Here is a 12,234-nt window from a genome sequence, read left to right as displayed (position 1 = left end):
ACCACGCAGCCAGGACGGATTTCATCCATGACGGAGCCGCTGACAGGCGAAGAGATCGAACGCTATGCGCGCCATATCGTTCTCAGGGAAATCGGTGGACCGGGGCAGGCAAGGCTGAAGGCCGCGCGTGTTCTGGTCATCGGGGCGGGCGGACTCGGCTCCCCGGTTCTCGCCTACCTGGCGGCCGCCGGCGTGGGGCTGATCGGGATCGCCGACGACGACACGGTGAGCCTTTCCAACCTGCAGCGGCAGATCGTCCACGATAACGATGCGGTAGGCGAAACCAAGACGAAAAGCGCCGCGCGCGCCATCAGGCGGATCAATCCCCATGTCCGTGTCGTCTGCCACGAGGAGCGGATCACCCAGGCAAATGCACTCGACCTGATGACCGGCTACGATCTGGTGGTCGATGGCTCGGACAGTTTCGAAACGCGCGAAGTCCTCGCCCTTGGCGCCGAGCGCTGCGAGATCCCGATGGTCATGGCTGCCGTCGGGCGCTTTGACGGGTCGGTCACGGTACTCGCCCCGCACCTCGCGGATGCGGACGGCAACCCGAACCCGCGGCTGACCGATCTTTTTCCGCAAGCCCCTCCTGCCGGCGCGGTGCCCTCCTGCGCCGAGGCCGGCGTCGTCGGCGCACTGACGGGGGTTATCGGTACGCTGCAGGCCATGGAAGTGATCAAGATGATTACCGGCGCGGGCACGCCGCTGATCGGCCGTCTTCTTCTCTATGACGGCCTGGAGGCGCGCTTCGACACGATCCGCTATCGGCGAAAGGCCCAGGCCTGACGGTCCGGGACCCCGAAATCGCCGCATTCACCGGGTGTCTGGTGACCTCGCCTCGGGGGACCGGCATGGCGCCGTACAATCTCACATCCCGCACACAGCCAAGTTACGGCGTTCCGGCCTCGCTTGCCCTGCACGCGACCTTGCTGCTGGTGGTGCTCCTCACGGCTTCGCCGATGCGGCTGAACCTGCCGGCCGAGCGAGTGGTCGATATCCGCATCGTCGCGCCCACACCTCTTCCGCCAGCCGAACCGCCCGTCACGGAATCGAAGAGCCCTGCGCCCGTCCTTTCGACGCCGGCGCAGGCCAAGCGGCCGGCGTCCGCTGTTGTACCGGACATGATCACGCCCGAGAAAATGCTGTCGGCTTCGGTGCTCGACGATCCGCGCAGCGCGGACGCGGTGCGCAAGCTCGCCGGGCTCTCCGACGACGAGCGGATGATCCAGCTCTGCGCGACCGAGGCGATGGCACAGGTGGCGGCATGGAAGACGGAGTACCGGCCGGACATGCTGGTCGCCTATGCCATGTCCGAACTGAAGATCGCCGGCGACAGGCTGATCGCCCGCGGCGGCGCCTTTCACAGCAAGGCGGAATGGTATGCGATCTCCTTCGAGTGCGGCCTGGGACGCGAGCATGCAGACGTCGCCGCGTTCAGCTTCAAGGTTGGCGAACCGATCCCCCGGGCGGAGTGGGCGAGCCATTCCCTGCCCGAAGGCCGCGACGATGACTAGGGCGCGATCGCGGGCCTAGAGGCGGCCCGGGATGACCCGGTCCGGCGGCCGGTGACCGTCGAAGAACGTCCGGATATTGATGATGACCTTGTCGCCCATGTCGATGCGGCCCTCGATCGTGGCCGACCCCATATGCGGCAGGAGCACGACGCGGTGCTGCTCGGCGAGTTTGCGCAGGCGCTTGTCGACGGCGGGCTCGTGCTCGAAGACATCCAGGCCGGCACCGGAAAGCTTGCCTTCCTGCAACGCCTGTATCAGCGCATCCTCGTCGATGATGCCGCCGCGGGCGGTATTGACGATATAGGCGCCGGGCTTCATCAGCGCCAGGCGGCGGGCGGAGAGAAGATGGAAGGTTCCGGGCGTCGACGGGCAATGCACGGAGACGATATCGACGCGGGCCAGCATCTGGTCGAGGCTTTCCCAGTAAGTCGCCTCCAGCTCGTTCTCGGTGGCGGGATCGACCTTGCGGCGATTATGGTAATGGATCGACAGGCCGAACGCCTTGGCGCGGCGCGCAACGGCGGTGCCGATGCGCCCCATTCCGACGATGCCCAGCCGCTTGCCACCGAGGCGGTGGCCAAGCATCCAGGTGGGCGACCAGCCCTTCCAGGCCGTGGCATCCTCCGCCAGCACGGCAGCGCCCTCGGCGAGCCGGCGCGGAACGGAGAGGATCAGCGCCATGGTCATGTCGGCGGTATCCTCGGACAACACGTTCGGCGTGTTGGTGACGGCGATGCCCTTCTTCTGTGCCGCCTCGATATCGATATTGTCGACGCCGTTGCCGAAATTGGCGATCAGCTTCAGTTGCGGACCCGCCTGCTCGATCAGCGCGGCGTTGATCCTGTCGGTCACCGTCGGCACGATCACGTCGAACTCGCGCATTGCCGCCACCAGCTCGGGCTGGGTGCACGGCGTGTCCTCGATATTGAGCCGCGCCTCGAACAATTCGCACATGCGCGTCTCCACCTGATCGGGCAGACGCCGGGTCACGAATACTTTTGTTTTTTTCTTCGAGGTCATGTCTTTCGGTCCGGCGTTGAGAGGTCCTTAACCTTGTTCGGCAATTATCATCTCCAATGACAGGCATCTTCTAACAGACCCTCCGGCGTTGACAACGAAAACCGGACCAAGGGCTTAGCGAAAGCCTGTAGCGTAAGCATGGCCTTACCCATGCAAACCGCATGCCACCGCCTGCGATACGGCCGACCGGGACGCTGAGTTCGAGCATTCCCGGCACGTTGCGACAGGCGCGGTGAAGGAACAGCGCTCCCTTCGAGCGCACCGAAAAAAGGTTGTAGGTAATGCGTCGCCTTTTCCCTTCCAAAGCCATGGCCGCAGTCCTGGTCGTGGCGAGCGTGTGCCTGCCTGCAGCAGGTGCTGCCAATGCCCAGAACGCGGGACGCGGTGCCAGCGGTCTGCCGCTTCCGCGCTTCGTCTCGATCAAGGCGGAGAAGGTCAATCTGCGGATCGGCCCCGGTCGCGACTACGCCGTGTCGTGGATGTACACCCGCTCCGGCGTGCCCATGGAAATCATCCAGGAATACGACAACTGGCGCCGGGTGCGTGACGCGGACGGCACCGAGGGCTGGATCTACCAGTCGCTGCTCTCCGGCAGGCGTACAGGCATCGCCGCTCCGTGGAAACGCGCATCGGGTTCCGACAATTTCATCAAGATGCACCGAGAGAGACGCGCGAATTCCAACGTCGTCGCCGAACTCGAGCCCGGCGTGATCGTGACGATGATCGAGTGCAATGGCGACTGGTGCGAGGCGGAGGCCAGCGGCGTGACAGGCTGGATCGCGCAGAACGAGATCTGGGGCGCCTATCCGGGTGAAGCCTTCAAGGACTGAGTTCAAACCCTGCCTGAAGACAGATGCGGCGGCGCGAGGTCCTCGAGCCGCCGTCTTCGTTCGTGATGGTGGAAAATCAGCGCTTGGGCCGCAGACGGATCACCACGTCGACATGGGAGATTTCCATGCCTTCCGGCGGGACAGGCAGGTTGCCGACGGTGATCGAACCATCGGGCACATCGAACACTTCCGTCGAGCCGTCCACCACGAAATGGTGATGGTCGGAAATATTGGTGTCGAAATAGGTTTTCGCTGTTTCCAGCGACAGCACGCGCAGGAGCCCGGCATCGGTGAACTGGTGGAGCGTGTTGTAGACTGTCGCGAGCGAGCAGCCCACGCCTGCAAATACCGCTTCCTCGTGGAGTTCCTCGGCCGTCAGGTGCCGGTCGCCCTTGGCGAACAGCAAATCGGCCAAGGCGACGCGCTGCCGCGTCGGGCGAAGGCCCGCGTCGCGCAGCCGTGCCGCGGGATCGATCATGTCCTGATATGTGTTCATCGGCTCCAATTGCCCCTTCTGGGGCCGTCTTCCGGTGCGTTCCACATCAAGTATATATCTGTCGCGAGCCGCTCTTTCAATAGAGGCTTGGGTACACACCGTTAGCGACAGTTTCGTGGCATCTGCCCCTTTCACTTGCCACGATCATCCTTTATGCGGGTTTCCGATAGGTCAGGTTTTGAACCCGGCGGCGATGTGGTAGCCTCCGGCCAACCAACCGACAGGGCCGCGACAACAGACGGCCGAAGAGGAGACGCGCATTAGATGACCGAACAGAAGTCCAGCTATTCCTACGAGGAAATCCTGACATGCGGCCGTGGCGAGATGTTCGGCCCGGGCAATGCCCAGCTGCCGCTGCCGCCGATGCTGATGATCCACCGCATCCCCGAGATCTCTGAGGAAGGCGGCGAATTCGGCAAGGGATATGCACGGGCCGAGTTCGACATCACGCCCGATCTCTGGTTCTTCCCCTGCCACTTCAAAGGTGATCCGGTGATGCCGGGCTGCCTGGGCCTCGACGCACTCTGGCAGCTCACGGGCTTCTTCCTCGGCTGGCTCGGCGAGCCCGGCAAGGGCCGCGCCCTTTCCACCGGCGAAGTGAAGTTCACAGGCCAGGTCACCCCGGCCACGACGCTTGTCGAGTTCGGGATCGATTTCAAACGCGTCATGCGCGGCCGGCTGGTGCTCGGCATCGCGAATGGCTGGGTCAAGGCGGACGGCGAGACGGTATTCACCGCAAACGACCTTCGCGTCGGCCTGTTCAAGGAAAAAAGCGAAGGATAAGGCCGGCAGTCCCAAGCCGCATGTTCCCGCAGGTTTGACTATTCGAGGCGGGGCGGAGGACGCCGGGTTCATCCGGTCTGAAAGGGCAATGACATGAGACGAGTCGTCGTGACAGGGATGGGGATCGTATCCTCCATCGGCAACAATACCGACGAAGTGACGCAATCGCTGCGCGATGCAAAATCCGGCATCAGCTTCTCCGAGGATTTCGCCGAGCACGGTTTCCGCAGCCAGGTGTGGGGCAAACCCACCCTCGATCCGAAGGACCTGGTCGATCGCCGCGCCATGCGGTTCCTGTCGACCGCCGGCGCGTGGAACCATGTCGCCATGGAACAGGCGATCGCCGATTCCGGGCTCGAGGAAGGTGACATCACCAACGAGCGCACCGGCATCATCATGGGTTCGGGCGGTCCGTCCACCCGCACCATCATCGAGGCGGCCGAAACCACGCTGAAGAACAACAGCCCGAAGCGCATCGGCCCGTTCGCCGTGCCCAAGGCGATGTCCTCGACAGCATCGGCCACGCTTGCGACATGGTTCAAGATTCACGGCGTGAACTATTCGATCTCGTCGGCCTGCTCGACCTCGGCGCACTGCATCGGCAATGCGGCGGAAATGATCCAGTGGGGCAAGCAGGACGTGATGTTCGCTGGCGGCCACGAGGACCTCGACTGGACGATGTCCAACCTTTTCGACGCCATGGGCGCCATGTCCTCCAAGCACAACGATACGCCTGCAACGGCCAGCCGTGCCTATGACGCGACCCGCGACGGCTTCGTCATCGCCGGCGGTGCCGCGGTTCTGGTTCTCGAGGAACTGGAGCATGCCAAGGCGCGCGGCGCGAAGATCTACGCCGAACTCGTGGGCTACGGCGCCACCTCGGACGGCTACGACATGGTTCAGCCGTCGGGCGAAGGCGCGATCCGCTGCATGAAGCAAGCCCTGGCCAATGTCGAAGGCCGCGTCGATTACGTCAACGCCCACGGCACCGCGACGGAAGTCGGCGACAGCCGGGAAATCTCCGCCATGCGCGAAGTCTTCGGTGACGACATGCCCTACGTGACCTCCACCAAGTCGCTTACCGGCCATTCGCTGGGTGCTGCCGGTGCGCAGGAAACGATCTACACGCTGCTGATGATGGCCAACAACTTCATCGGCGAGAGCGCGCATATCACCGAACTCGATCCCGAATTCGCTGGCGTGCCCATCGTCCGGGAACGGTTGGACAAGCCGTTCGACATCGCCCTGTCGAACTCGTTCGGCTTCGGCGGCACAAACGCCACCTTGGCATTCCAGCGTTACGCGGGGTAAGGCGACATGAGTGATCTGATGAAAGGCAAGCGCGGGCTGATCATGGGGGTCGCCAACGACCACTCGATCGCCTGGGGCATTGCGAAAGCCGTGGCCGAGCAGGGCGCGGAACTGGCGTTCAGCTACCAGGGCGAGGCCTTCGGTCGCCGGGTCAAGCCGCTCGCCGATTCCGTCGGCGCCAAGCTGCTCCTGCCGTGTGACGTCGAGGATATCGAGACCGTCGACACGATGTTCGACGCCATCAAGAGCGAATGGGGTGGGCTGGATTTTCTCGTTCACGCAATCGGCTTTTCCGACAAGAACGAGCTCAAGGGGCTTTACGCCGACACCAGCCGCGAAAACTTCGTGCGCAGCATGGTGATTTCCTGCTTCTCGTTCACCGAGGTGGCCAAGCGCGCCGCCGCGCTGATGGACGACAAGGGGTCGATGGTGACGCTGACCTATGGCGGCGCAACGCGTTCGATGCCGAACTACAACGTCATGGGTGTGGCCAAGGCCGGCCTGGAGGCGAGCGTCCGCTACCTTGCCGCCGATTACGGACCGCGCAACATCCGCGTCAACGCGATTTCGGCCGGGCCGGTCCGCACGCTTGCCGGCGCAGGCATCGGCGATGCACGTGCCATGCTCAACTGGCAGCAGCGCAACTCGCCGCTTCGCCGTACCATCACCATCGACGATGTGGGCGGGTCGGCGCTCTATCTTCTCTCCGATCTGTCCTCGGGCGTGACCGGTGAGATCCACTTCGTCGATGCCGGCTACAATTCGACCTCGATGCCCGCCATCGAGCAGTTGAAGAAGCAGCCCGAAGCCTGAGCGCAGGCGACTGCCTCAGAGGTGAAATCAGGAGCCCGCGGTCTGCGAATGACTAGCGGGCTTCTTCGGTTTAGAAGCCGGTTCGCGACCGGCCGCTCGAGCCCTCAGCCATGGCTCCGGGCGTTCGGCGCTCGACAAGCCAAATCCTTGTCTTGTCGTCTGCCTGACGGCAAAACGCTTCTCACTCTTCGAACACCAGTCCGTCCGCATCGGCGCCCAGATCCTTGAGGGCATCGTTGATGCTCTCGACCATCGCGTCGGGGCCGCAGACATAGAAGTGCTGGTTGAAGTCCGAGATGTGCGCCTTGAGGAAGTCCTTGTCGATGCGGCCATGCTCGAAGCCGTCCTTGTCCTCCTTGCTCAGCACATAGACCGTCTCCAGCCCGTCCATCGCATCGAATTCCTCACGAAGGATGATGTCGGCTTCGGTCTTGTTGGCGAAGATCAGCCGGTGACCGGACAACTCGCCACGATCCGCCAGCATGCGCAGGATGGCGATGAAGGGGGTAACGCCCGCACCACCGGCGATGAAAGTGCCCTTGCCCTTGTATTCGATCGTGCCCCACGCATCGCCGACGATGAAGGAATCGCCCTGCGTCAACTGACCGATCTGCTCGGTCAGGCCGTCATGGCTCGGGTAGATCTTGATGGTGAACTGCAGCTCGTCCCAGGCGGGCAACGAGGTGAAGGTGAAGGGATTGCCGGCATCCCGCCAGCCATCCTTGTCGATACCCACCTCCGCCGCCTGGCCGGGCTCGTAGGAAAAGCCCTGCGGTTTCTCGAAAGTGAACTGGCGGACATCATGGGTGATGTCGACGATGCTCGTAATGGCAAGCTTGTTGGTCATGACGGTCTGCTCCGTTGTGCTGTCGAGAGAGAAATGCGGCAGGCCGCGCCCGAGTTCCGGCCCGTCAGCAGGAGCGAAAGAGGCGACGGAGCCTGCCGATTGCCCGCCAGTCGGGTCAGGCGGCGGAGAGGTGCGGCATGACGAGATCGCGCCACCGATCGATATCGCGACGGAAATCGGCCTCCTGGAGCGCGTCGATATCGGCTGCGCCCTCAGGGCTCAGCGGCAAATGGCGATAATTCACCCGCACGGTCGTCGTGCCCTCGCCCAGCGACATGCACACGACCTCGACCAGACTGGCCTGGCGGTCGGAAACCGCTCGGAAATAGCGCGCGAGGCCGATGGCAGGGAGATAGTCGAGACAGGTCCACACGACGGTCGCCCCGGTCCTGTCGCGTGTGGTGAAAACCATGCCGCGCCCGGTTTCGCCGCTCTTCGGGTGGAGATAATCCGGCTTCCAGCCGGGCACCCATGCTTCTTCGCCTCGCGGCGTGAAGAACGGCAGTGCGGTCGCCGGATCGGTCGGCAATTCGAAGCTATGCGTGAACTCTCTCATCAGGCCTCCCTGCCGGTCATGCGGCTGCCTTCGTGCCTCGCCAGCGCCCCGCCGGAACCTTGCATCAGCGGAACCGGATCCGAACGCAGCCTGGCGTCCTGCCATGCATCTTGGCTTGCGGGCCCCGGCTTCAAGAGATTTTACTAAAAAAAGCGCGCAGCCGGAGCTGCGCGCTTTCCTATCTCTCGCGTTGTCAGCCGGCCATGGGGGCCGTCTGCAGGGACCGATCAGTCCTGCGCGATTTCCTGGCCGGTTTCCTGATCGACGACCTTCATCGACAGGCGAACCTTGCCACGCTCGTCGAAGCCGAGGAGCTTGACCCAGACCTTCTGGCCTTCCTTGACGACATCGGACGTCTTGCCGACGCGTTCCTGGGCGAGCTGGGAAATGTGGACCAGACCGTCCTTCGGACCGAAGAAATTCACGAAGGCGCCGAAATCGGCTACCTTGACGACCGTTCCCTCGTAGATCGTGCCGACTTCCGGCTCGGCAGTGATCGAGTGGATCCACTTGCGAGCGGCCTCGATTTCCTTGCCCGAGGACGAGGCGATCTTGATCGTGCCGTCGTCTTCGACGTTGATCTTGGCGCCGGTCTTCTCGACGATCTCGCGGATGACCTTGCCGCCGGTGCCGATGACGTCACGGATCTTGTCGACCGGGATGTTCATGACTTCGATGCGGGGTGCGAATTCGCCGAGCTGGCCGCGGCTCTCGGAGAGGGCCTTGCCCATTTCGCCGAGGATGTGCAGACGGCCGCCCTTGGCCTGATCCAGAGCGATCTGCATGATCTCTTCGGTGATGCCGTCGATCTTGATGTCCATCTGCAGGGCAGTGATACCATCAGAGGTACCGGCCACCTTGAAGTCCATGTCGCCGAGATGATCTTCGTCACCCAGGATGTCGGAGAGAACGGCGAAGCGATCGTCTTCCTTGATCAGGCCCATGGCGATACCGGCAACCGGCTTGTTGAGCGGAACGCCCGCATCCATAAGCGCCAGCGAGGTGCCGCAGACGGTCGCCATCGACGACGAACCGTTGGATTCGGTGATCTCGGACACAACGCGCAGCGTGTAGGGGAACTGGTCTGCAGCCGGCATCATCGGATGGATGGCGCGCCAGGCAAGCTTGCCGTGACCGATTTCGCGACGGCCGGGCGAACCCATGCGGCCGGTCTCGCCGACAGAGAAGGGCGGGAAGTTGTAGTGCAGCATGAAGGTGGCCTTGTAGGTGCCCGTCAGGCTGTCGACATACTGTTCGTCTTCGCCGGTGCCGAGCGTGGCGACCACGATCGCCTGGGTTTCACCGCGGGTAAACAGCGACGAACCATGGGTGCGCGGCAGGAGGCCGACTTCCGAGACGATCGGACGGACCGTCGAAAGGTCGCGGCCATCGATGCGGCTCTTGGTGTCGAGAATGTTCCAGCGGACGATCTTGGCCTGGAGCGACTTGAACACGGCGCCGATTTCCTCGGCGGTGTATTTCGCGTCCTCACCTTCGGCCGGGGTGAAGTGCTCCTTCACCTTTGCCTTGGCGGCATCGACGGCTGCGTAGCGGTCGGCCTTGTCGGTGATCTTGTAGGCGTCGCGAAGTTCGGCTTCGGCGATACCGAGCATTTCCTTCTCGAGTTCCGAATAATCCGGAGCGGTGAAGTCGCGCGGCTCCTTGGCGGCAGCTTCCGCGAGCTGGATGATCGCGTCGATCACCGGCTGGAAGCCCTTGTGGCCGAACATGACGGCGCCGAGCATGACGTCTTCCGGCAGTTCCTGTGCTTCCGATTCCACCATCAGGACGGCTTCGGATGTTCCGGCGACGACGAGGTCGAGATCGGTCTCTTCCATCTCGTCGACATGCGGGTTGAGCACGTATTCGCCGTTGATGTAGCCGACGCGGGCACCGGCGATCGGGCCCATGAAGGGAACGCCGGACAGCGTCAGCGCGGCGGAAGCGGCGACCATCGAGAGAACGTCGGGATTGTTCTCGAGGTCATGCTGGAGAACGGTGATGACGACCTGGGTGTCGTTCTTGTAGCCATCCGGGAAAAGCGGGCGGATCGGGCGGTCGATGAGGCGCGACACAAGCGTCTCGTTCTCGCTGGGACGGCCTTCGCGCTTGAAGTAGCCACCCGGGATCTTGCCGGCGGCGTAGGTCTTTTCCTGGTAGTTGACGGTCAGCGGGAAAAAGTCCTGGCCGGGCTTCGGCTGCTTGGCGGAGACCACGGTGGCGAGAACAACGGTCTCGCCATAGCTCGCCATGACGGCGCCGTCGGCCTGGCGGGCAACCTTGCCCGTTTCCAGAACGAGCGGACGGCCGCCCCATTCGATTTCAACCTTGTGGGTGTCGAACATGTCTTGTCCTTTGTCTGCGTTCAGGAGCGGGCACGCAGCCCGGCCGCCATGAACGGATCGTTTGTGCGTTTGCGCATCACGGGCAAGACAACAGGAGGCTTTCGGTCGGGGCCGTCCGCGAAGACGCGTCGACGGCGAAAGCATCCGGCAATCCTGCCCCATGACGGGCGGTCGCCTTGGTACCTGTGACCCCGTCGACGGGATCCTCAGGCGGTTTGCGGCAGTTCGTCCGGGATTTCCGTCCACGCCTGCCAGGCTGGCGTTTGGAGGTTCTTCATGACCTCCCCATGTGACAAGCGGGCCGGCTTTTGGCCGACCCGCCTGCAATCTTAACGGCGGATGCCGAGGCGCTTGATCAGATCGGCGTAGCGTGCCGGATCCTTGCGCTTGACGTAATCCAGAAGGGACCGACGCGACGAAACGAGCTTCAGAAGCCCGCGGCGCGAGTGGTTGTCCTTCTTGTGATCCTTGAAGTGCTCGGTGAGGTTGGTGATCCGCTCGGTGAGAACGGCAACCTGGACTTCCGGAGAGCCGGTATCGCCCGGCTTGGTGGCGTATTCCTTGATGAGCTCAGCTTTGCGCTCGGGAGTAATCGACATCGGTCAATCCTTTCGTTCGGGATGAAAGTGGTGCCGGCGGCCGGGATGTCGTCCAGCAGCGGCCTCTCGAACTGTCGCGGCCATGCCGGACAGTCGCGTGGGCTATAGGCCAATTTCCCCGGAAAAGAAAGGGGAATGTGATTCGCCGGTTTTCCGGAGCGGCAGGCCGCAATTACTGGCCGGCGCTGGAGAATACCCGTCGCGGATGGAATTCGCCGCCGGCAACCTCGCCGAGCGCCACCAGGCGGCCGGCCTGGAAGGCGCAGATCTCGTCGCAGGCAATGGGTGCATCGCGGCCCCGCACGATCACCGGATTGCCCATCCGGATCCTCTGTGCCTGATCGGAGCTGACCTCGAGACGCGGCAGCATCGAAAGCGCCTCGCCGATGTCGATGAGGTATTCATCCAGAGCAGCCAGCCGCTCGTCCTGATCCTCGATCTCCTCCAGCGCTGTCAGCGTTTCCAGCGGCACGAGCTGAGCTTCCGAGAAGGGCTCGACCGCGACGCGGCGAAGTTCGGAAACATGGCCGAGGCAACCGAGCTGGCGGCCGATATCGCGGGCAAGCGCCCGCACATAGGTGCCCTTGCCGCACTCGACCTCGAAGACCGTCGTCTTCTCGTCGGGACAATCCACGATGTCGAAACGATGGATTTCGACCTCGCGCGAGGGAATTTCCACTTCCTCGCCATCGCGAGCGATGTCGTAGGCGCGCTCGCCGCCGATCTTGACGGCCGAAAAGCGCGGCGGCACCTGCTCGATGACACCCATATAGTCGGGAATGACCGCCTCGATCTCGGCGCGCGTGGGGCGCTTGTCCGACGTGCCGGACACCTCGCCCTCGAGATCGTCCGTCGTGCGCTCCTCGCCCCAGGTGGCGGTGAAGCGGTAGACCTTGTTGCCGTCCATGACATAGGGCACGGTCTTGGTCGCATCGCCGAGCGCGATCGGCAGCATGCCCGATGCGAGCGGATCGAGGGTGCCGGCATGGCCTGCCTTGTCGGCCTTGAACAGCCAGCGGATCTTGCCGACGGCTTCCGTCGAACCGAAATCCCAAGGCTTGTCGAGGATCAGCCAGCCTGCGACCGGCCTTCCCTTCTTCTTTCCACGGCGTCCCAT

13 protein-coding genes are annotated in these 12,234 nt (G+C 63.4%); 6 read left to right on the top strand and 7 right to left on the bottom strand.

Features of this window, described 5'->3' with window-relative positions:
* The first annotated feature begins 27 nt into the window (after window positions 1-27).
* Complete coding sequence (moeB, locus tag E2A64_RS02580; protein WP_133282869.1) at window positions 28-789, top strand: molybdopterin-synthase adenylyltransferase MoeB; 762 nt, start codon at window positions 28-30, stop codon at window positions 787-789.
* 65 nt (window positions 790-854) lie between these two features.
* Entirely contained in the window at window positions 855-1,517 is a 663-nt protein-coding gene (locus tag E2A64_RS18010; protein WP_244598122.1) for a DUF930 domain-containing protein, read from the top strand.
* Window positions 1,518-1,532: 15 nt separating this feature from the next.
* Here E2A64_RS18010 and E2A64_RS02570 read toward each other — a convergent pair whose 3' ends face one another.
* Window positions 1,533-2,537: a 2-hydroxyacid dehydrogenase gene (locus E2A64_RS02570; protein WP_133282868.1), complete on the bottom strand. Its 1,005-nt coding sequence runs from the start codon at window positions 2,535-2,537 to the stop codon at window positions 1,533-1,535.
* Window positions 2,538-2,818: 281 nt separating this feature from the next.
* Here E2A64_RS02570 and E2A64_RS02565 point away from each other — a divergent pair, with 281 nt between their 5' ends.
* Window positions 2,819-3,367, top strand: coding sequence for an SH3 domain-containing protein (locus E2A64_RS02565; RefSeq protein WP_133282867.1), 549 nt, complete (start codon window positions 2,819-2,821; stop codon window positions 3,365-3,367).
* A 76-nt stretch (window positions 3,368-3,443) separates the two neighbouring features.
* Here E2A64_RS02565 and irrA read toward each other — a convergent pair whose 3' ends face one another.
* Window positions 3,444-3,863, bottom strand: a complete 420-nt coding sequence (irrA, locus tag E2A64_RS02560; RefSeq protein ID WP_280177519.1) for an iron response transcriptional regulator IrrA — start codon at window positions 3,861-3,863, stop codon at window positions 3,444-3,446.
* Window positions 3,864-4,127: 264 nt separating this feature from the next.
* On the opposite strand from irrA, the gene fabA reads away from it, so the two are divergent.
* The 3 genes from fabA (at window position 4,128) to fabI (ending at window position 6,770) form a co-directional block, all read left to right on the top strand.
* The gene (fabA, locus tag E2A64_RS02555) at window positions 4,128-4,646 is read left to right on the top strand and encodes a 3-hydroxyacyl-[acyl-carrier-protein] dehydratase FabA (RefSeq protein ID WP_133282866.1); all 519 of its coding nucleotides are present in this window, start codon (window positions 4,128-4,130) and stop codon (window positions 4,644-4,646) included.
* Window positions 4,647-4,739: 93 nt separating this feature from the next.
* Window positions 4,740-5,957 (top strand): beta-ketoacyl-ACP synthase I, encoded by a 1,218-nt coding sequence (gene fabB / locus E2A64_RS02550; protein WP_133282865.1) that lies wholly within the window; start codon window positions 4,740-4,742, stop codon window positions 5,955-5,957.
* 6 nt (window positions 5,958-5,963) lie between these two features.
* Window positions 5,964-6,770, top strand: a complete 807-nt coding sequence (fabI, locus tag E2A64_RS02545; protein WP_133282864.1) for an enoyl-ACP reductase FabI — start codon at window positions 5,964-5,966, stop codon at window positions 6,768-6,770.
* A gap of 181 nt (window positions 6,771-6,951) precedes the next feature.
* Here fabI and E2A64_RS02540 read toward each other — a convergent pair whose 3' ends face one another.
* The 5 genes from E2A64_RS02540 to truB all read right to left on the bottom strand — a co-directional run bounded on the left by E2A64_RS02540 (window position 6,952) and on the right by truB (window position 12,234).
* The gene (locus E2A64_RS02540; RefSeq protein ID WP_133282863.1) at window positions 6,952-7,617 is read right to left on the bottom strand and encodes a ferredoxin reductase domain-containing protein; all 666 of its coding nucleotides are present in this window, start codon (window positions 7,615-7,617) and stop codon (window positions 6,952-6,954) included.
* Window positions 7,618-7,732: 115 nt separating this feature from the next.
* A complete protein-coding gene (locus E2A64_RS02535; RefSeq protein WP_133282862.1) occupies window positions 7,733-8,173 on the bottom strand; it encodes an SRPBCC family protein in 441 nt (146 codons plus the stop codon).
* A 227-nt stretch (window positions 8,174-8,400) separates the two neighbouring features.
* On the bottom strand, window positions 8,401-10,518 hold the full coding sequence (pnp, locus tag E2A64_RS02530; RefSeq protein WP_133282861.1) for a polyribonucleotide nucleotidyltransferase: 2,118 nt from the start codon (window positions 10,516-10,518) through the stop codon (window positions 8,401-8,403).
* A 329-nt stretch (window positions 10,519-10,847) separates the two neighbouring features.
* Window positions 10,848-11,117, bottom strand: a complete 270-nt coding sequence (gene rpsO, locus E2A64_RS02525) for a 30S ribosomal protein S15 (protein ID WP_133282860.1) — start codon at window positions 11,115-11,117, stop codon at window positions 10,848-10,850.
* A 172-nt stretch (window positions 11,118-11,289) separates the two neighbouring features.
* A complete protein-coding gene (gene truB, locus E2A64_RS02520) occupies window positions 11,290-12,234 on the bottom strand; it encodes a tRNA pseudouridine(55) synthase TruB (protein ID WP_133282859.1) in 945 nt (314 codons plus the stop codon).

The organism is Pseudohoeflea suaedae (assembly GCF_004354915.1).
In the GTDB taxonomy this organism is placed as follows: domain Bacteria; phylum Pseudomonadota; class Alphaproteobacteria; order Rhizobiales; family Rhizobiaceae; genus Pseudohoeflea; species Pseudohoeflea suaedae.
The sequence above is the reverse complement of the archived record's forward strand: the minus strand, read 5'-3'. Positions and strand labels throughout refer to the sequence as shown.